12 protein-coding genes and 1 pseudogene are annotated in these 22222 nt (G+C 43.5%); 4 read left to right on the top strand and 9 right to left on the bottom strand.

The genetic code is table 11. The features are described 5' to 3' along the window. Positions 1-109 precede the first annotated feature (109 nt). The 7 genes from AABW11_RS09070 to AABW11_RS09040 form a co-directional block, all read right to left on the bottom strand. The gene (locus AABW11_RS09070; RefSeq protein ID WP_340104757.1) at positions 110-2224 is read right to left on the bottom strand and encodes an amino acid permease; all 2115 of its coding nucleotides are present in this window, start codon (positions 2222-2224) and stop codon (positions 110-112) included. Between the two features lie 881 nt (positions 2225-3105). Further along, the gene (locus tag AABW11_RS09065; protein ID WP_340104756.1) at positions 3106-5589 is read right to left on the bottom strand and encodes a cation:proton antiporter domain-containing protein; all 2484 of its coding nucleotides are present in this window, start codon (positions 5587-5589) and stop codon (positions 3106-3108) included. 759 nt (positions 5590-6348) lie between these two features. Next, the gene (locus AABW11_RS09060) at positions 6349-6807 is read right to left on the bottom strand and encodes a hypothetical protein (RefSeq protein WP_340104755.1); all 459 of its coding nucleotides are present in this window, start codon (positions 6805-6807) and stop codon (positions 6349-6351) included. Between the two features lie 457 nt (positions 6808-7264). After that, complete coding sequence (locus tag AABW11_RS09055; RefSeq protein ID WP_340104754.1) at positions 7265-8710, bottom strand: lipase maturation factor family protein; 1446 nt, start codon at positions 8708-8710, stop codon at positions 7265-7267. A 160-nt stretch (positions 8711-8870) separates the two neighbouring features. After that, positions 8871-10076, bottom strand: coding sequence for an aminotransferase class V-fold PLP-dependent enzyme (locus tag AABW11_RS09050; RefSeq protein ID WP_340104753.1), 1206 nt, complete (start codon positions 10074-10076; stop codon positions 8871-8873). A 119-nt stretch (positions 10077-10195) separates the two neighbouring features. Continuing rightward, the gene (locus AABW11_RS09045) at positions 10196-10951 is read right to left on the bottom strand and encodes a hypothetical protein (protein WP_340104752.1); all 756 of its coding nucleotides are present in this window, start codon (positions 10949-10951) and stop codon (positions 10196-10198) included. A gap of 100 nt (positions 10952-11051) precedes the next feature. Continuing rightward, a complete protein-coding gene (locus tag AABW11_RS09040) occupies positions 11052-11495 on the bottom strand; it encodes a DUF2267 domain-containing protein (RefSeq protein ID WP_340104751.1) in 444 nt (147 codons plus the stop codon). Positions 11496-11856: 361 nt separating this feature from the next. On the opposite strand from AABW11_RS09040, the gene AABW11_RS09035 reads away from it, so the two are divergent. Both AABW11_RS09035 and AABW11_RS09030 read left to right on the top strand, forming a co-directional pair. Further along, on the top strand, positions 11857-12594 hold the full coding sequence (locus AABW11_RS09035) for an SDR family NAD(P)-dependent oxidoreductase (protein WP_340104750.1): 738 nt from the start codon (positions 11857-11859) through the stop codon (positions 12592-12594). A 596-nt stretch (positions 12595-13190) separates the two neighbouring features. Then, positions 13191-15230, top strand: coding sequence for a glycoside hydrolase family 97 protein (locus AABW11_RS09030; protein ID WP_340104749.1), 2040 nt, complete (start codon positions 13191-13193; stop codon positions 15228-15230). A 427-nt stretch (positions 15231-15657) separates the two neighbouring features. On the opposite strand, the gene AABW11_RS09025 is transcribed toward AABW11_RS09030, so the two are convergent. Beyond that, positions 15658-18390, bottom strand: coding sequence for a DUF5916 domain-containing protein (locus AABW11_RS09025; protein WP_340104748.1), 2733 nt, complete (start codon positions 18388-18390; stop codon positions 15658-15660). A 429-nt stretch (positions 18391-18819) separates the two neighbouring features. Between AABW11_RS09025 and AABW11_RS09020 the strand changes: the two are divergent. Beyond that, positions 18820-19062 (top strand): annotated as a pseudogene (locus AABW11_RS09020) (glycoside hydrolase family 97 C-terminal domain-containing protein); the annotation flags it as partial. 311 nt (positions 19063-19373) lie between these two features. Here AABW11_RS09020 and AABW11_RS09015 read toward each other — a convergent pair. Further along, on the bottom strand, positions 19374-19772 hold the full coding sequence (locus tag AABW11_RS09015) for a DoxX family protein (protein ID WP_340104747.1): 399 nt from the start codon (positions 19770-19772) through the stop codon (positions 19374-19376). Between the two features lie 815 nt (positions 19773-20587). On the opposite strand from AABW11_RS09015, the gene AABW11_RS09010 reads away from it, so the two are divergent. Further along, positions 20588-22123: a sulfatase gene (locus tag AABW11_RS09010; protein WP_340104746.1), complete on the top strand. Its 1536-nt coding sequence runs from the start codon at positions 20588-20590 to the stop codon at positions 22121-22123. Positions 22124-22222 lie beyond the last annotated feature (99 nt).

The following is a 22222-nucleotide window of genomic DNA, read 5'->3' as shown; positions in this document are numbered from 1 at the left end:
ACCTGTATCAACGATAAAACATATTGGTCTTAAGTGTCTTTATAGAGTTTAGATATCACCCCAAGACACTGCTACACATACAATAAACTGAGTAATCGGTCCATGCATTTCAATTTTCCACATATTTCTCTTTCAGGTCATTAATATCTTTCTTTGCCCCAATTATAGACAATCGGTCGTTTTTCTTGATCTCAGTAGTTCCGTGAGCGTAAATGATTGACCCTTCGCGCTTTATTACTGTAATGAGTGTACTTCCGGGCAGATTGAGATCTTTCACACGTTTATCAATCAATTCTTTCGTGGGGCCTTCTTCACGAATCCTGAGATTAATAAAACGCTCATCACGCAAGAGGATTTCCCGAAGTTCAGCTTCATCTTTAGCTTTGAGCCAGCGTTCTTTAAAATCAATAGCATCAATCATTTCAGCTAAATGAGCCAGGATTCTCAAATGCTGACCCGATTGCTCTGTTGAGCTCATCAGGTAGATCAGGCTGTTAAGTTTTTCATCAAGATTCTTATCATTATTTTCAAGATTGATATTCTCAAACGGCAGTCCCTTTTTGATACGGATCAGGGCAACTTCTGTATCCATATCTTGCTTTACACGCACGTGTTTGATAGCACAAGCGTTGCCTACAGGGATAATGCCTTCCCTGTAATCTTCAATGAATAAAGAGTAGATTTTATCTGCAGAAATGTCCACCCGTTCGGCGAATTTTTCGCTCACCTTTTCAGTAATTTCATCGATATGCAGTTTGTCAGACAGGTCCATTACCACGGCTCGGCCTATCGCTTTTTCGTAAGGATCTTCCTTGCGCAGCCCTTTCTCTCGCATGATGCCCCTCATTTCTCTTTCAAGGCCTTCATGCTGGTACTTACCAAGCCTTGCATGAACATGATAAATGGCGCCCTCTCGCTCCACTTTGTCTTTCGAATAGCTAAAGTACCAAACGACACTAACAGCGGCTATTGCGATTGTGAAAATAATAGATAAAAGCCCCATTTCAGCAATCAAAAACATACTGATAAAAAACCCGGCGATCTGCATCCAGGGATACCAGGGTGACTTAAACCCCGGATCGTACCCCTCAATCTTACTCTCCCGCATTACAATCACTGAAACATTCAAAATGCCAAAAAGTAAAAGCTGAAAGGCGCTCGCCAGTTTTGCAACGGATTCTACATTGAAGGCAACCAGTAGAAATATCATGATTATGGTGGTTGCCACGGTTGCAATTGTAGGAGTTCCAAAACGACCCAATTTTGAGAAATAGGTCGGGATAAGCTCATCACGAGCCATAGCGAGAGGATAACGCGCAGCCGACATTATTCCAGCATTGGCCGTAGAGGCAAACGCAGCTATCGCAGCTATTACAACCAATATGAGTCCTGTATCTCCGGGAAGCCATGTTAAAAACTGATCGCCTGCGGTTGCTACCGGGGTGAGGTCGGAATGAAGAGCTTCCGGCTCGAGCAGCATCACCATAATAAATACTCCTACAACGTAAATAAATGTAGCAGTTGCCAAAGAAAGCATCATACCCAGCGGAATGTTCCTATCGGGGTTTTGCACCTCTTCCGACACGCTGGCTACTTTAGTCAAACCAGCATAAGAAACAAATACAAATCCAATAGTGGCAAAAAACCCTTGCGGTCCAAACTGGAAAAACGGCGAAAATTCCTGCCTCACCACGTCAAAAAAGTCAACATTGAAAACAGCAAACGCTCCCTGGAATACATAGAAAAATAGAATACTGACTAGTGTCGCAACCATCACGTTTTGTAGCCAGCTGCTCTCTTTGGCTCCAACAACGTTAGTGATTCCAAAAAATATTGTGAGCGCAATTGCCACAGGTGTAATCGGCAGATCAATAAAAATGGCAATGTAAGCACCCATACCAATCAGGGCGAAAGCACTCTTAAAAATAAGGGCCAACCACGATCCAATTCCCCCAACCGTTCCAAACAGCGGGCCGAGGCTTCGGTCGATGAAGTAGTAGGCACCACCCGCACGAGGCATTGCTGTTGACAGCTCGGCCACACTAAACATAGCCGGTAAAATGAGGATTCCGGCAACAAAGTACGCAAGTATTACGGAAGGTCCGGTTTGAGCGGCAGCGAGTCCCGGCAGAAGAAAGAATCCGGAACTGAACATAGCTCCCGTACTAATAGCATACACATCAAAAAGTTTGAGCTCTTTTTTGAGTCGTTTGTGCTTTTTCAAATCTGTTTGTTTTTATAATAATTCATACTGATAGATACAGCAGCATTTACCGCGATTACTTGTTTCCTATGTATTGAATAGGAGAACGGGACAAGGAGTCAAATGCAGAATGTTTTCGACCCTGTGGCCAGTTTAAGCGGTTCGTTCCCGGCCTGACAATAGTTCCCCGTTACGATTAGATCAATATTTTTTTTGGCAAAGTTTCAAAAAAATTTATTCTTCAATACTTTTTCCTCTCATCACAGGAGCTTCGATTGTAACTTTATAAGCCACAGCAAGCTTTATAAGTTCATTTACAGTGTCATTTGCAAACCAGGTTATTTTGTACGTAATTCTCGTTTTAATAATAGACTCAGCGAATCTCATCCATGATAACATTTAGCACCAACACTTCTATATTCTTATCAGATTTGGCTATAAATAAGACCAGATCCGCAGTATTTCTGGCGCAAGGCCTCCGTTTGAAAGCACTAACATGTCCATCAGTAAAAATAGCTTTCGGACCTGAGTTCGATGCTTAAATTTATCGGATATCAACAAAAACAGTCCGAAGTGGGCGTTAGTTAAGTTAATTTGTCATCACTTATGTCATGCCTTTGTTAAGGACAGTAGATCACGCATCCCCTAAAGGATTCCTGCGGGAACGTGCGAGATGACGCCCATTTTGAACTGTTTTTGCCATTTTTTAAATCGAACTCAGTTTTTCGGGGTTAATAATTTGGCTGGTGCTTATTTATCAGCAAGCAGCACAAAAGTTTATAGTGTTAGTGACGTTCCTTTCAGACTGTCTTTTATTAAAACGGAAAAACCATGTGAGCTTAGTGCTTTCACATGATTCAACTCTTAGTATATCCCACACTTAGTTTAGTTACAATGCCATCTTATCTCTTGCCAAGCAGAGTGTTCAGAATTTCTTTCTTGCTCTTTGAAGATTTCAACCTTTCAATATCTTCTCCCGGACGGATCATTCCGGAAATTTTGGTGAGGGCGCGTAAGTGGTCTTGTGCCTTCAGGTCTTTTGGACTCAGGAACACGATAATTATATATGCCTGGTTTGCGGTTTGCTTCGCTTTAACTCCGTCCCTTGAAATCCCGATAAACAGCGCTTTATCATCTACTTTTGACGTATGAGATTCATAAAACAGCACGCCGGGCATCATCTCGGGACTGTAATCAGCCGAATTTTTTAACAACCGTTTTGTGATACGTTCGATCGCTATGTGTTCGATAAGTTCATCATCGGAAATCAGCTCGTTCAATGCTTCTTCTATAGTCTCTGAATCCAGTCCAATTTTTACACGGCTGTGTTTCAAAAGCTCCACATTTTGAGCATATCCCAATCCCTGATCAGCCTCCTCTTCTATCTCGGATGAGTAAGTAATAAGAAAACTTAAATCGGGATAGCGCTGAACAATTACTCGTGGCAGACGGTCCAAGCCGGGACGCCAGGAGATGGTCCCCTCTCTTGAGCTGATAAGTGTAAACAGGTCATTTTCTCTTCGAAACTTATCCAGCCAGGCCGGCAGTTCGCTCCAGCGGTTTATAGTGCTAAATTCCACATCTATATCCGGTTTCACATTCAGCACTCCCTTTTTTACATAGGGCTCCCGCGCATCTGTTGATATCACAACCATGCTAACGCCCATCCTTTCGGCCATTAGTTTCAAAGAGTGAATGGTGCCTCTGAATCCTATCTCAAGTGAAGATAGCGGTGGTATAGCTACTACCAGCCGTTCAAATAAATTGACCGGTTTTTCAATTTTGCACACCATTACCATCTCATCCACCTCCTCAAGAAGCTGATCGAGCACACTGCCAAATACCCGGCGACGTGTTGAAACTTCCCCATTCCAGCCCACAATTATATTGGTTATTCGCCTTTCCTCTACAGCCCGGGAAATCCCTTTTGAAACGTTTAGGTCAACACGCGTGATCGGATTTACCGGCACTTCTGCCGATGCAGCATGCAAAACAGCATGACTGAGCATTTTTTCACTGCTGGCCACGTTAGCATCTACATTTCTGCCGTCTCTTGCCACAGTAAGCGGATAAATTGGCTGGCCCGATTTATCATCCCGCACCATAAATGCAATATCCATCAGAGCGTCGGATGTTTCGGGATTAGCCAGTGGAACCAGGATTCTCTGCGGTGCATCTGCGGGATTAAATGGCTTTTCTTCATCCCGGGTTGCCACAATCCGGCCATACTTTTCAACCAGCCAGGGGCCCAGTAAACAGGAGAACAAAATCAAAATAACCACGGCATTTACGGCTGTTTGGTTGAAAAAACCCAGGTCAAACCCCAGTAGTGTAACAGCAAGAGTGGCTGCAGACTGTGGCGTCGTTAATCCATAAATGACAAGCCCTTCCTCAAAAGAATAGCCAAAAAATAAATTTATGATTACAGATGCGACAGCTTTACCTATAAAAACCAGCACCATAAGGCCGATCGCTTTCTCCCATACGTCGTAGCTTCCCAGTACAGCCACATCCACCAGCATTCCCACCGAAATAAGGAAAAACGGGATGAACATGGCATTTCCCACAAACTGGATTCTGCTCATGAGGGTCCCGCTTTCCGGTACAAGCCTGTTTAACAATAAGCCTGCTAAAAACGCCCCTATTATTGAGGCAAGCCCGGCTAGTTCCGCCAGAAAGGCTGTAGTAAATAACACAGCCACCATAAATACGTAATCTGTATTATTGTGGAATTTTATATTTCTGAAAAACCAGCGGCCCAGCCTGGGTAAAATAATAACCGCGCCAATAACAAAAACCGATACGGACAATCCAAAACCAAGCCAGTAACCCACACCAGATGCATCACCTGCTGTACCTGCAATTACAGCAAGAACGCCCAGAGAAAGCGCATCTGTTACTAATGTGCCCCCGATAGACATAGTAACGGCCGTGTTTTTTGTGATCCCAAGACGCTCTGCTATCGGGTAGGCCAGTAAGGTGTGGGATCCCACAATTGCGCCCATCAAAAGGGACGTTGGCACGGAATAGTTAAAGAACAAGATACCCATGTAGTATGCGCCTACTGCAGGAAAGAGATAAGAAATCACCCCGAATCCAATACTTCTGTTGCGTAACTTTTCAAATCGATTCAGATCTATCGAAAGGCCCGCCATAAACATTAAATAAAGTAATCCAACGGTTCCTAAAAGCTCAATGGTGCTGTCGCGTTCAAGAAGGCCAAGTACGCTTGGCCCAACCAGGGTTCCGGACAAGATGATGCCCACCAATCCCGGAATCTTCAGCTTGTTAAAGATGAGTGGAGCCAGCAGAATAATTAGCATAACCAGGGCAAATATCAGCACAGGATCTGAAAATGGCAGAGAAAGGCTGAAATATTCAGTCATGATGAGCGAGAGATCTGTTAAACTTTTTAGAAAGTATTTTAAGCACAGATGATAATGATTTCAGTTTTTATAAGCTAAAATCATCTGTTCAGGCGCTCATTGGTCTGATATTGGTATGGCTCTCTTGGACAGCTCAAACTCGATTTTATTTGTCTCGATATAGAAACTTGTAAAGCCAGGCTCGCGAGCGTAAACTTTAATCTCAAGAGATGGTTGAGTATAGCATTTTAAAATTACTTCAGAAGGCGTCAATTGCAGCTATAGTGTCAAAAAAGCTGCGGTTTACTTTTTTGCGATATTTGTGGTGATAGGAGTAGGTAAAGATCCTTTAACAGATCAATACACAGATACCACTCGATGATAAATACGTAATTGCCCTAAGGCGGTCAGAAATTTTGACCTTTACCGAGAGTTGAAGATTGTAGTTGTGCAACAGACTCTGCTGGCTGAGGGACCTACGCCTTTTCCAACCAAAAAGGTCGGGGAATTAAACCACTTACGATTAAAACTATAATGGTCATTACATCAAATATATCAATCCAATGAAACTGTACCATAGTGTCGTGTCAGTGATGAAATTTTGTATAGCCATGAACGCTTTTGGTGTGATTTTTTCGAAAGATCGAGTGACTTGGGATAAAATATAATATCAATGGATGACCCGCCCGATGACTTGATTTCGGCCCCTTACCTTTGACATTGCACTAAATTTGTCCGTTGCAAGACTCAATCTAAAAGCAGCCTAACGGAACATTCAAGTTATCCAGATACGATATAGGCGGATGCAAACCTGGCGTTCTCCTTAATTTTGCAGCCTATTTCGGGAACGCGAATGGGAATCCGTATCCCCGGCTCGGATTCAACTCTCTCCGCGATGACAGTATTAACCATCAACCCTGCCTCTCGTGCATGTTGATGAGGTGTAATAAAAACAGAATGATTATCCATCGGGTTGAACGATTCATTGGTAATGGCAAGGTATGTGCCTCCCGCCAGATTCCACCATCCATATGAATCATCAGAATCTTTTTTTACCGGATCAAGCTTGCTTGTTGATGCGGCTTCAAATTCCTCTCCGCCAAAATCCAGAGATCCCGCATTACTAAACTCATAAATTTCAGATATCGTGAGATCCAGGCAATGCTCTTGAAGCTGAGTTTCCTGGTGAACAAGATTGTTTATATTTTCAATAAGGTCTTTTGAGGGTGCAAGTGCCATAGTTGTATTTCCTCTGTATTAAATTAAGTATTAGCTAATTAACTAATCGGTATAAACAAGATATTTAATTGCCGTTGATGCATAACATGTTAAAAAATTAGAATGCTGATAATTCCTTCAGGGATACTAAATAATAGATGGTTTAATTGGAAATCTATCAAATTTTATGCTTCAAACCCTTCCGGCTACCATCCGTTGCCGAGGCTGTCCAAAAAGGGCATCATCCCGCACTTTCCCGTGGGGATCACTTCGGGGATGCGGGATCTCCTATCCCTCAAAATTGGCAGGAGATACCGGATCGGGGTCCGGCATGACGAAGTTGAAGATGAATGTTCTTCTTCCCGCTTTTTTTGACAGCCTCATAACGTATTCATTTGAATATTAAAATTGAACTCAGGTTATATCCTTGGCTCCATAACATGAAAATACAGGTCTCACATTCACTTTTTGATCTTGATCACAGATCGAGTCCGGATAAATCATCAAGTGATTTTGGCGGCAAATAATCATGCTGATACTCGCGATGCCACCACTGCCCCGTTTCGCGTTTTTCTTCCGGTGTTGTGAACCTGTAGATATAAAGCCTCGCCCTTATATATGTGGGCTTCTGCATTTCAAACGGATTGGTTTTCAATAGTTTTGCAATCGATTTCTGATTCTGCAGAAGCTTCTTAACAAATTTGATAAACCAGGGACACATTCTCACGTCCCGCATAGCAGCAAACCACATCTGCCAGTCGAGCCGCAGGTGATATGGAGCTACTTGTGGTGGCTGCCGGCCGGGATCGGTGGGTTTCCCTTTGAATTCGTATGGCTTCCACTCAGTTTTCTCATCAATCTGTTCATCGGTGGTTCCCTCAACCACAATTTCCCGCCTCTCCTTAGTGACCGATCCAAACGCACCATACGTATTAACCAAGTGCAGATTGTTAAAACTTGCATTCATGCGCTGCGCAGGTGAAATCATATTTTTAACCGGATCAATACTCAAATAGATCACCACAGCAGCCAGTGCTGCCGACAGCCCCATAAACCAAACGGGGGATGCCAATTCGGCCGGAGGTGAAATAGTCAGAATCTGCTGAAGAAAACTATCACTAAACCCGCTGAATGCCAGCAGAAGAGTCAGTAAATTCAGCCACGCGTAGTTGCCGCTGATGATAAGGTATCCCTGGCTGAGAACAATCAGAACAGCTGCATATGAGGCTATCGGTTGAGGGGCAAATAGCAGCCAAACGACACCCAGCTGAACTGCATGATTAGAAAGCGTTTCGAACTTATGAATCGATTCCGGCAAATTATGGAAAAAACGGCTAAACGGATTTGGAAGAGGCTGTGTCTCATGATGGTAGTTCAGGCAGGTGAGATTTCTCCAGCATTTATCTCCGCGCATTTTAATGAGTCCCGCTCCAAACTCCACTCGAAATACAAGCCAGCGAAGAATAAAAATCATGATTAATGGTGCATAATAGTGCAGCGGTCCAAGAAAGATGACATAGAATCCGGCCTCAAGAAGCAGAGATTCCCACCCAAAACCGTAGAAAATTTGTCCCGCATTAACGATAGACAAGTACAGCGCCCAAAGCAGTAACCATATCAGCATAGAGAGCCAAATCGGGCCCGCATCAGAAAAACCAAACAGTGCCAGCAGGGAGAGGAAGATACCTGATCCGGACACCCACCCAAACAGGCGGTCGGAGTAATGCCATTGAAAGATACCCGGAAACTGTTTGAAGGTAGTATTTTTCAAAAATTCCGGAACCGGCATCAGCCCGTTTTCACCAAGTAACGGACGAAATTGGTTGAAGGCTGTAATAAACGCAATCAGGTAGATTAATCCCATGCCGCGTTGAATAATGTATCGGCTTATCCAATAATCAGCCTGGTATATCCCTTCAAACATAGGCGTTGGGATTAAATTAAATAGTTACATCAAAATATATTTTGTAACCCTATCAATAACAACGAATTATCCTCTTTTTAGATTCCCATCAAGATCTCTTCACCGGGAATCTCAAAAGGAAATTTATAATGAGCCTCTTAAGTCAAATCCTGCCTGAAAGCTACATCATAAAACTTCTCAACTCATCCACAACCTGATCAACCTCATCCCGCCTGTTGTAGTAGTGGGGTGATATTCTCAGAACCGCATTTGCTTTTTTTGAATTCATATCAATCACACCGGATGTTCTAAAAGCTGAACTTGTATTGATGTTACGTTCTCTGAGTTTTTGAACGAGAACGTCTGCCTCTATTTCTTCAAAAGTGGCCGATACAATAGCACATTTCTGATTACCGTAATCCAGCACGCGAACGCCCGGTATGTCTGTAAGCTTGCCACGGGTATAGTCTCCTAACTCAGTAGCCCGCTGCGCAATTACCTCCACCCCAATCTGATTCGCGTACTCTGCCGCCATTCCCATTCCCAGTAAGAGGGCGTGGGGAAATTCCCAGTTCTCAAATCGCTTGGCTCCTTCCTCCAGCCGGAACGTTTCGGGGCCCGTCCATCGAGCGCCATGTGTATCCGGGAACAATGGATACATGTTTTTTTCCAGCACGCGATCGGAGACGTACAAAAATCCCATTCCCCTGGGTCCGCGCAGGAATTTTCGGGAGGTTGCGGCCAGGAAATCACATTTCAATTCCTTTACATCCACAGCAATCTGCCCTACTGCCTGGCAGGCATCCAATATAATTGGCACGTTCTCCTCCCTGCAGATACCACCTACTGATGTGGCATCCTGAACCAGCCCTGAATTAGTTGGAATCCAGCTCATTAGCATTAGTTTGGGGCGATGTTTTCGGATCAACCGGCGAACTGACGCCGGATCCACACCGCCTTCCGGCAGATCTTCTGCTCTCATGATGTCTACACCAAAGCGTTTCGACAGATTTAAGAGCATAATCTGGTTGGAGGAGTAGTCCACGTTTGTGGTAATGATTGTGTCACCGGATTCAAATTCGAACGCGCTTAGTGCTTGAGACGTCGCAACCGTTGCATTTTCAACCACCGCTACATTCTTTGAATCCGCGCCGATCAATTCACCTACGGATGTATACGCTTTCTGAATATCTTCCGAAGCTGCATCACCAGCCTCATATGCCCCAATTCGGGATTCGAGTTCAAGATGATTCTGAACTGTATCAATCACAGGCTGTGGCATCAGGGCTGCGCCGGCGTTGTTCAGATGATTTCTGTATGTACAGCCCGGGGTATCCTCTCGCCATTTTTTGATTTGATCCGGAGACGCGGGTGAATGATCAGTCATAAAAACTTTTTCTGAATTGATAGCTTTGCGGGTGAGAATTCAACATCACAAACATACTAACAAATGTCCCCTAATACTCAGAGATTTCCACCCTCTGGTTTGACGCACAATTACCTGTCTTACATTTCATGGAATTCAGCTTTGAAGTAAGTATAATATAGCTCAGTCGTCCCTTCAAAACCTGATCGTGTACCGAAGAGCAGCCATGCAGCTCCGTTTTCATCAGTGATTACAGAAGCATGGCCCGGGTCAGACTGAAGCTCTTTGATTTCATATTGGTAGCCATCTTCACAATCACGGCTGTTTGCGATGTCGCCCACTATTGCATTTTGATACCACTCTTCAGGGTTACCTGCCTGCTCAACATTCAGAAGATAGTACTCATCCTCAATAATCGGTTCGGGCATCATGCGGCTCACATCTGTAATAACACGAACAGATCCGCCCGGCGACCCGCCAATTCCCAAACATCCCGATGGCACAGATGTTCCAAATCGGATGACGAACTGAACGCTATATTCTGTATTAGGCTCAAGTCTGTTTACCTGCCGCCTGAACAACATTTTGACATCATCACTTTGATTCGTGGCGCGAATATATTGCGCCATGTCTGCCGTGTTTAATGGCTCGGGAAGCGAACGATAGCCGGTATCGAAATCCATTCCTTCCCTATTGCCGACGTTATAATTTGTGAAAAATGGCTCCCAACCTGATTTCATTTCTCTGAAATCGTATTCGAATACAGCTTCCGGTTCTTCACTTGATGAGTCGGTCGTGTTACAGCCAGCAAGCATACTGCCAAATACCATCATCAGGAAAACTGCTTCTTTTACTTTTAATCGGTTAATTGCAGGCTGATTTGAAAATTGAAGCATAGTCTGGTCCCGGCTTGTATAATTTTTAGCATCGAATTGTAATCGATTCTTACCCGCATTTCTCACGTATAATTTTCTTTGTGAAAAAAGCGGGCTAAAACTAAACGAGCGTCTTTATATCTTTCGGCAACTGGCTTCTGATATGCTTCATTTGTCCATCTGTGAAATATCTTTCAAGAGAATCCAGAACAATTGAAATTATTTCTTCAGTGGATTTCATCCAGTTAAAGTCTTGCTCTCCATATTGGCTTTGAAGAGACTTCACCTGGTCTTTCATCTCCTCTACGGTATCATAGTCATATTTAGGCGATTCCGTGTATTTCCAGCCGGTGGTATAAATTCCGCGTAGAATTAACGGGAGTGCCGCCATCAGATCAAAGGATTCTGAAATTGTAATTCTGTCCCGGATTGTGTGCATCACTGCCCGCCAAATTCTTAACACTCTTTGTTGCTCTTCCGGATGTTCAAGATCCACGGCAAGCTGATTAATATATTCATTAACATCGTGTACGTACTTTTCAACGTCAACTGGTGAATTATTCATAAGGATAGAATGATTTAATTAATATTTCTCTCTATAATTTATCGGTGATTTACCGCTCTAAAAGTTTAACTTTTTTACAACAACTCACGTTCATATGACACTAAAAAATGAGCTTGTTAGGATTATGGTTTTATTGTGTCATCTAACTGCTTCTACCTCCTCTTGCACAGAGACTTCATAATTTCTTAAGAGCTACAAATCAGGACATTATATTCATCTTTTAATTCTCCCGAAGGTTCTTGAAAGGTATTTTGTTTCAACTATAGACAGAGCCTTAGAAAACTCAAATAAACCAAACGGAAGAGGAACATTTCTCATAAATTTTCTCAAAATAAATTGAAATAAAATAGAATCATTACCTATGAATAAAACAGCCATTATTACAGGATCTGCAAATGGAATCGGCAGAGCCATAGCTACCGCTTTTGCTGAAAACGAATACAGCGTAGTTATCGCAGACATTGACGTGACACACGGCCGAGCTATCAGTGAGTCGCTGAACAATGACAATCTGATAGCTGAATTTGTGGAGTGCGATGTATCTGACCCGGCTTCCATCAAAAATCTGGTCAAAAAAACTATACAGTTATTTGGCAGAATTGATGTTGTCATCAACAATGCCGGTTTATCTGAATTTACCCAGCCCAATGAACTCACCGTTGAAGATTGGGATAGAGTCATTAACACTAATCTTCGAAGCAGTTTTCTGCTGACCCGGGAAGCTGCAAAAGAGATGAAAAGTAACGGCGGTGGTTCTGTCGTCAACATCGCTTCGACCCGTGCAATGATGTCGGAACCAAACTCTGAGGCGTACGCAGCATCCAAAGGTGGACTACTGGCTCTTACCCACGCCATGTCCATTTCCTATGCAGAAGACAACATCAATGTGAACTGCATTAGCCCGGGCTGGATTAAAACGGAAAACTATGACGATCTTCGAGATATAGATCACGAGCAGCATCCATCAAAACGAGTGGGCAAACCCGAGGACATTGCCCGTGCATGCCTGTTTCTCACAAAGCCTGATAATGATTTCATCAATGGAGAAAACCTCGTGATTGACGGCGGCATGACCCGCAAAATGATTTATGAACATTGACGCTTTGAGAGACGGTTTAGGTCTGCATCCAACTTTATTTTTTTTCAATTCCAAGGGAAATACAGCGTGTAACCAAATTTATTTAGTAAGCACAGTTTTTCTAAGAGTCTCATCGAGGTTTTTGAATACAATTAGCAAGAAAGTTCATTAAGCAATTTCCATTGATAGTGCTATATCTATTGCTTTTACAGATTCTTCTCAAAATGGAAACCCACCATTTTGAGAAGAATGACACCAATTTTACAGGAATAAATGGCGGCGTGATCATTAAATTGGAATGAATATCTGTGTCATAAACACGCCGCCCACGCCCCGACAAATCAGCTCGTCATCCTGACACTTGCCCGTTTTTTCCGAGGCAAGTGGGAGGATCTGCAACAGCAATATCTCTTATATATTGACGATGTTTACCTTAACTGGGTCGATCTATCATAATTTTTAATCACACATTATGTTTTCTGTAATCTGTTTTTCCGAGGCCAACTTTTCTGAGGACATTTCACCGATATACACCATAAAATCTTTGGAGTTATATTTCATCGTAATTTCATACGGCGTAAGCATTTTGCGGGAAACATAATATAAATTCACCTGCCATGGCTCCTCTCAACTACCTGTTTCTGATTTTACTCGCTTTCAACCCATTTCAAGCAGCAGATACCAGCCATACAGTCTCTTCTCCGGCGGGAAATCACACGATTACATTTGAACTGGCTGATGGCCGGCCCTATTACTCTGTAATCCGAAACACAGAAACTGTCATTGACCGGTCAGCCCTTGGGTTTGAGCTTGAGAATGAAACCGATTTAGCGGGTCCGTTTGAGATAGAATACACTGAATCAACTACTTTCGATAATACATGGACACAGGTATGGGGTGAAAAGAGAGAGATTCGTAATCACTATAACGAATTGAAAGTAGGCCTTAAAGAACCAGGTGGTGAGAATCGCGAACTGATCATTGTCTTCAGGTCTTTTGATGATGGCATTGGGTTTCGCTACGAGTTCCCGGCACAAGACAACCTGAAAGCATTCAATATCATGGATGAACTGACTGAATTTAATCTCACCGGCAACCATATGGCTTGGTGGATTGGCGCTTACCAGTGGAACCGGTTTGAATATCTCACCAACGAAACGCCGCTCTCTGAGGCCGACACCGTCCACACACCGCTAACGATGAAAACCGATGACGGGCTCTACCTTAGCATTCATGAAGCGGCACTTGTAGATTATTCCACCATGACACTGGAGAGAACAGAGGGCAACCGGCTCAAAGCAAACCTTATGCCGTGGTATGATGGCATTCGGGTGCGCACCGAAGCCCCGTCGGTCACCCCGTGGAGAACCATTCAGATCGCGGAAAATCCGGGCGACCTGATCACCTCATACCTCATTCTGAATCTTAACGAGCCCAATAAACTGGAAGATACGAGCTGGATTGAACCTGGAAAATATGTGGGTATCTGGTGGGAGATGCACCTTGACAAATCTACCTGGGGGCCCGGGCCCCGACACGGTGCCACAACCGAGAACACAAAACGGTACATCGATTTTGCGGCCGAGCATGGATTTGATCACGTGCTTGTAGAAGGCTGGAACAAAGGCTGGGATGAAAACTGGTACGAAAGCGGCGCTGTGTTCAGTTTCACCGAGCCAATGGATGATTTTGACCTTGATTACCTGGCCAATTATGCACTTGAAAAAGGTGTGCGTCTGATGGGGCATCATGAAACATCCGCGACAATTGAACATTATGAATCGCAAGTTGAAGACGGATTTGAACTGTATAACGACCTTGGTGTTCGGGCAGTAAAAACAGGATACGTAGGCCACGGGCAGGAGATTTTTTGGACTAATGAGGAAGGAAACAAACATTATGAATGGCATCATGGTCAGCATATGGTCAATCATCACCAGGATATTGTAGAGCTGGCGGCAGATTATAAGATTATGCTAAACGTGCATGAAGGTGTAAAAGATACCGGCCTGCGGCGGACCTGGCCCAACCTGATGACCCGTGAAGTGGCGCGCGGACAGGAATACAACGCTTGGGGCGAAAACCAGGGCAATCCGCTTGACCATGTGCTCTATATTCCGTTCACTAGGCTTCTGGCTGGCCCGTTCGACTACACGCCGGGAATTGTAGATTTAACTTTTGAAGAATACCGGCCCGACAATCGGGTGAATCACACGCTTGCCAAAGAACTGGCGCTATATGTTGTCATCTACAGTCCACTGCAGATGGCCGCGGATCTTCCCGAGAATTATGAAGAACGTCCCGAACCATTTCAGTTTATCAAAGACGTGCCAGCCGACTGGGATGACACGCGTGTGCTGAATGCCGAGATCGGCAATTTCATCACCATCGTCAGAAAAGACAGGAACAGTGACGACTGGTACCTCGGCAGCTTGACTAATGAAGAAGCACGCTCGTTCGAAATCAACCTGGATTTCCTGGACAACGGAAAACAATACGTTGCGGAAATTTATCGCGATTCGGCCGATGCAGACTGGGAGTCGAATCCATACGGGTTTGTAACGGAAGAAAAAGAGATCGCGACCGGGGATAATCTTGTTTTGGAACTCGCTCCCGGCGGCGGCCAGGCGATACGATTCAGAGTGGTTGAGAATTAGGTGATTGGGAATAAAGTGTTTTTCATTTTGGTATTGGTGAATAGCGGCAATTTCCGATGGATTGACCTGCTGTACCTAATTCAGACTTTAATCTCTCTGAAATTGGGTAACGGAGAATGTTGCTTATCAGATTTCCGGTTTTACGGGCATCTTATATTTAATTAAATAGTAAAACTCAGTAATTGCAGCTTCTCATCGAGTCGGTTTAACCAGTCATTTCTTTCGTTTAATAGTGCGAAATTATTTTTACTAATTGTCTGCCTTTGGCATCCCATGAGGTTCAAAACAGAGAAATACCGTTTTACTCCCCCAAGGGATCTGATCAAAGGGTCTCCAGAAGAATTGATCTACATTTCGAATAGGGTCAATGCGATAGCTCACAAATTTCGCCATCAAACTATAGACTTTCATTAGAAACCACTTCCTTTTAGGTTCCCAGCCAGAAGGATAATTTCACGAGAAATGCATGGTTGGCAGGTGACCGAAACAGCTGGTCATAATCATCGGCTAAATTGAGTGTTCCTGCATTTCCCCGGCTGCTTCGCGTTTGCTGCCAAACGAAGAATACAGTTGATCCGGGCCGGTATTCCCACCGAAGTACGGCATTTCCTCGAATCGATCGCACATTAAAATTCGGGTTGCGAATCTCGAAAGATTCTTCAGCTATATCGCCGGGAGTTATCTCGTAACGATTTGTTTCAGAGTTGAACTGAACGGAGCCCGATTCTTCGTCATAAACTTTATAATCCATACTTCCTGCTCGCTCGAGCTCTTTAAACCGGCTGAATTCTCCAGCTGAAATAAAAGGCTGGGCAAATAACTGAAGACTGAGTTTTGGGGAAAAAGTCCAATCGGCCCTGATAGATGCAGCCAATGTTTGTTGATGCATATCTGCAAATAAATAGCGTTTTCCAAAGGTTGCCGTATTTGATGGTGACTGGATTGTGCCCGCATACTGCGTAGTTGTTTTGTAACTTGTAAACTGTGGCTCTATAGAAAAATTGGCTGCAGGAAGAGGACGGTATCTGACCATCACCGATCCGGATCGCCTGTGACCGCCCAGTTCGTCTATAGTCTGTCGGGATGTGAATTTAAGCTGCAGTTTTTTTCGATAATCAGTCGAAACAATTGTATTAAATTTCATAGATGCCGGAGTCATACCCATAGGGCCGCCTCTTGTTAATCGATCGTCATACGAACGTAACGACCCCAATACCTCTGTACTGACTGACCAGAAATTTTTAAAACGGAAGGAGCTGCCGATTCCAGTCATGTTACCCACAAGATCTCCGGCGGTATTGAATGTCAGAGCTGCGAGGGTAAAAACAGAATAGTTTCGGAAAATCCCGTTTGCCTCAGGCTGCTTGTACAAGTTGACGCCGGTAAACGTACTTCGATCCGCAGCGGTCTGGAAACCGAGGTCATTCACTTCAAATCCCGGGCTCACACGATATCCCCTAAACTGGGTTATCCAGTGCCGGGTCTGCCTGGTGACCATAAGATCCCCATATACCCCGCTGAGCGAACCTCGGTTGAGGTCCAAATTAAGATGATCCGCCCCGGGTCGTTGGTAATATCGTGCACTCGACTGCTGTAGACGTGAGATCATCGCTTTTGAGCCAGAGACCTGGCTAGCGGCAAATTTCCCGTTAATCCTAAATTTTCGATTGTTCCACTGATGTTGAAAATCTGCGCCGGCACTATAAGCCTGATCCGAAATAATCCCGGCGAGGGCCGGTTGCGATGGATTCCGGATGACGGAATTCATCATTACACCAACGACACTTTTGCCGCCTCGGAAATCTTTTTGCAACCGACCAACACTGTAGTTCGTCAGCGGCTCAACAGCAATAGATTCTATACGACCATCAGAATGACTATAAGAGGCATCATTTTGTCGCGTCACCGCATTGATCAGTCCTACGGACCATCCTCCTGGTGTTTTGCCACTCAGTTTTACAGCCCCAGCAATAGGTGTCTGAGACGGAACATCGCTGTAAGCCGCTTCCGAAGGGACACTTCCCTGTGGCGCCCGGCCAATCCGTCTCGAATAAAATATCTGTGGGGTACCTCCCAAATTCAATATAGGCCGAAAACCAAAATCGAAGATTTCTGACCCTTCCAAAAAGAATGGTCGCCGTTCAGGAAAAAACGTTTCAAATGCCGAAAGATTCACTTCAGCCGGATCTACCTCCACTTGACCGAAATCGGGATTGAGTGTCGCTGTCAAAGTCATATTTGAACTCAATCCGTAAGAAATATCCGCCCCGACATTAACAGATGACTCATATTCGTTGATAAAGGGGTTTTGCCCGGTCAGCGGCGTCCGGTCAAGCTTACTTGAAATATAGGGGATGAATTCAAGCTGATTTTTCTTTGGTAAATTATTCAAATTATCCAACCGTCCAAATTTCGATACAATACCAGAATCATCCGGAGGTGTTGGCGACCAATACACTACCTCGTCTTTTCTGGCAATATGCCGTGAAAAATTTATACCCCACTCCATTGTATTTATATCTTTGGATTGATTATAGCGAATTTGTGAGAGGGGGATCCGCATTTCAACAGACCAGCCGTCTTCATGAATAACAGCTGAACTCTCCCAGACTGCATCCCAGCTTGTATCTTCCTGATTGTCATTATAAAAGAGTAAATCCTTTTGCACGCCTCTTGGATTAGTAGCAAACACAAACGCAGTTCGCTCGTCATTATAGCTATCTATACCGGCAAAAAACCAATCACTGAAACCATCTTCATCGCGGCGAAAAAGAGGCGCGGCAATCGAGTCAGGTGAGGAGTCGTATAGTATCGCACCGATATAGAGTGCATCATTGTCATACAAAAATTTCACGGCTGTATTTTCGCTGGCAGAAGAGCCGATCACTGGTGACCGCTGGGTGAAGTTGCTGATCGTTTTAGCATCTGCCCAGGCAGCTTCGTCCAGTTTGCCATCAAGCTTAAGATCAGAAGAAATTACACGAACTGCGTGTAAGCGGTAATCATCTCGTTTGGTCTTATCGGTAGTTTTAGCTGCAGAATCTTTAAAAAAGGAGTTGGCTTGACTACTTAAAGGTAATATTGAACCAATACACACTAAAATTACAGTAAAGAAAGCGAGAGAAAATTTTTTAATAGAAAATGTAATATAGTTGGCCATAGATATTAGATGTTAAATAAAATTTATATGGCTGATCTACGGACCTCTTTAATTCTTGTTTCAAAAAAAAGTCACAAACGATTGCGCTTCAACATTTAAACGACCACTAATTATAGTTTTGACTCGGTTTTCATACTAATATCAAAGCTATGATTTAAATATTTTTTGCTGTTTCTCTTCTAACAGAAGAAATTAATGTTGATAAAATCACCTCTTTCTCTGGATTCAAATAACCGGGTGCCGCTCACAAAAAGGAGTTTTTTACCTCCAATTTTCAGATGCTTTTCTACCAAATCTTATTAATGTAGAAATCGATCAATGTTATGGTTAAACATTTTTTCCTGCATAAAAGCCCTGAGTTCTTATTTGGGTTTTATTTACTGAGATGGTCAACCTCATCACTAATGTCAGAAAAATAGGAACAGTGACGACTGGTACCTCGGCAGCGTGACGGATGAGGAAGCACGCACGTTCGACATCGAACTGGAATTCCTTGATGACGGAAAACAATACGTTGCGGAAATTTATCACGATTCGGAGGATGCAGACTGGGAGTCGAATCCATATGGGTTTGCAACGGAAGAGAAAGAGGTCACGGCTGGAGATAATCTTGTGTTGGAACTCGCTCCCGGCGGCGGCCAGGCGATACGGTTTATTGTGGTTGAGAATTAGTGGATTGGGAGTTTGGTATTATGTGATTAGGTGATTAGGTAATTTCCGTCGGTACAGATATATGGATTGTGAAACTATGCAGATTCCTCTCATCAGAAAGATTTGAGATTTGAGATCTATAAGTGAGTCCACTCCGAAAAGTCATGCCCTCTGAAAATTAGCGGCACTAAATCTGACTTTTCGGAGTGGACTCATAAGTCGTTTCTTAAAAATTAATGTTAAATGATTATTCCAAACACAAAAAAGCCTGTAGAATTAACTACAGGACTTTTATTGGAAGTATATTTCTAAAAATTCTCTGTAGAAGTTAGTCAGCTCCTGTCAAGTTTATCATCCACTGAATATTTCCCGCTTCCGAGGAAAAAGAGTGCCAATGTGGTCAATAGCAGCATAATATCCAGTCTTGCGGCGCTGAATTCGCCTCCTAGTTTTGTTGTCAGTATAGCCACAACCATGGTAAATGCCAGTAACATCGCGGGAATTCGAATATATGCTCCAAGTAAAACCATCAGCCCGCCAAAAAACTCAACGATTGCTACAACCCACGCCATTAATCCGGGTAAAGGAATTCCAAGATCACCGAAAAATCCTTGAACTCCTTCTATTCCGTTCAGTTTTCCCCATCCAGCCACAATAAAAATGACGCCTACACCTATTCTTAGCAGAAGTGGTGCCAAATCGTTTAACTTCTTCATTCCTTGAAAGTTCATAACTATGTCCCCAGTTTTTTACGATGTTTATATTTTTTGAATCACAGTCTATAATTCACATTAAAAGGAAGAAATTCAACTCTTTACATCATAATTTTGTAGGATCCACGGGAAAGCTTGTGGTTGGGTGGCAAGTTTTTTTTGAACTACCATTTAGAACATCCTTAATTTATTATAGAGAACGGGACTTTGCTTTTGCAGATCCTTTTTTAACATCCCAAGGGACTCTGCGCCGTTTACTACAATGGCTTGAACTGTTAAAACAACAAATTTTGTCCTATCGAATGATAAAAATATCGAATCTTACTTACTGAATGACCTAAGCGGCTTAATAAGACCTCATGAAAAGCTGTAAATAAGATTGGATTAATAATTTGTATATCATTCACTCATCACTATCCGAAATCCATCTTTTGAATTCGGATAGCATTCAAAACATCAAGCAGCGTTACGCCAACATCAGCAAATACATCGATAACCGAATTGAGCTGGTTTGGGATGTCTGCTAGCAGCAAAAGAACACAATCACTGGATTCAATCAAAACTGTTGTGAATGACCGTTGTTTTTAACATAATAGACACATCGAATTTAAACCGTTTTAATGTATCAAAGATGTGCCGGCTGTAAAACTGACGTTATCAACTCTGTTCCAGTCACTCGACCTTGACAAGGGTAAGATCTGCTTTTACGAGTGTTTTGGCTCCCTCATCCAGACTAACGTATATCATAATGTCTCCATTAGCAGGCTGAAACCTGAACCAGATTAACAGCCTCAGATAAACACTAAATCGTTGAATAATAAACATCCTCCATTTTGCCACGTATATCACTCATTCTGTTTTCTATAGCGGCCTTTTTTTTATTTTCAGGCAACACAGACAAAGATCCGATGAATATCCTGTTCATCTCAGTGGATGATCTCAAACCTATGCTGAATGTGTACGGACATGATATTATCCACACGCCAAATTTTGACCGACTGGCCAACGAAGGCATATTATTTACAAATGCCTATAGTCAGCAGGCTATTTGTTCACCTTCACGTGCCAGTCTGCTCACAGGTTTACGTCCTGATTCCACTCGCGTATATGATCTGAATACTCATGTCCGTGAAACGGTTCCTGGAGTAGTGACTATTCCTCAGCATTTCAAGGAACATGGCTATTCGACAAGGGGCTGGGGCAAGTTGTTTCATTTCCCGGGGCGAGGAAGGGAACATGATCTGCGTCCCGGCTCAGAGACGTATGATTCGTTTGCCTGGACAGAAGGATGGAACATGGGCGGGCATAAGGACTACGCCGATAAAGACAACATTGCATATAATAGAATGCGTGACAAGTTTGCTGAAGAGAGAGGCCTAAATGGCCTTGAACACTACCTGTTTACACGTGGACCATCAGTCGAAATTGCCGATGTACCGGATATTGCCTATTCGGATGGCCATATGACGATGGAACTAGTAGAAGCTCTACAAGGGAAAGCTGGAACTGAAGAGCCATTTTTCTATGCAATCGGTTTTATTCGTCCGCACCTACCCTTTTCTGCGCCCAGAAAATATTGGGATCTGTATGACCCGGCCGAAATCTCACTCCCTGATTTCATGAAAATGCCGGAAGGAGCCCCGGAATTTGCCTTTCAGGACTCCTGGGAACTGCGTAATTATCCCGATATTCCAGGACGTGGAGAACCTATACCCGAAGAGAAACAGCTGGAGCTGACACATGGATACTATGCGTCAGTCAGTTTTATAGATGCACAGATAGGCATTATACTGGATGCGCTGGAAGAAACCGGCCTTGATGAAAATACAGCGATTGTACTGTTCGGAGATCATGGGTACCATCTGGGAGATCATGGGATGTGGTGCAAACATACCAATTACGAACAGGCCACTCACAGTGCCCTGATGTTTCGCCATCCGGATCTGTTTTCCAAAACCGTGGTTAAAAGGCCGGTAGAACTTCTTGATATATTTCCAACACTGGTTGAATTTGCCGGATTGGAAATGCCAGAAATGATTCAGGGGCAAAGCTTTGTGCCACTTATGGAAAATCCGGCCTCAGATTGGAAGCCCTATGCACTCAGCCAGTATCCCAGGAATATTCACGGTGATCCCAATGGAATGGGATATTCCATACGAAGCGATCGCTACCGTTATACCGAGTGGGTTGTGAACCCCGAATGGGATGGAACCAATTTCTTCCACCCCGAACCGGGAAACCAGGTCATTGCCCGGGAGCTTTATGACTATCAGGAAGATTACGAAGAGACCCGTAACCTTGCACATGATCCGGATTATGCAGATGTCCTGAATAAAATGAAGAATTTGATGTATGAGAATCAGCAATGAAGTGGTTTACCTGTCGCAAAAACCGATCCATATCAATATCAATCCAAATGATGTAACTACTTTACTCTAAAATTTTGATGATAAACTCTTGTTCTTCTA

Origin of the sequence: Rhodohalobacter sp. 8-1, assembly GCF_038150125.1 — a bacterium.
In the GTDB taxonomy this organism is placed as follows: domain Bacteria; phylum Bacteroidota; class Rhodothermia; order Balneolales; family Balneolaceae; genus SW132.
Note: the sequence above shows the minus strand (reverse complement) of the source record. Positions and strands in the feature narration are given on the sequence as shown.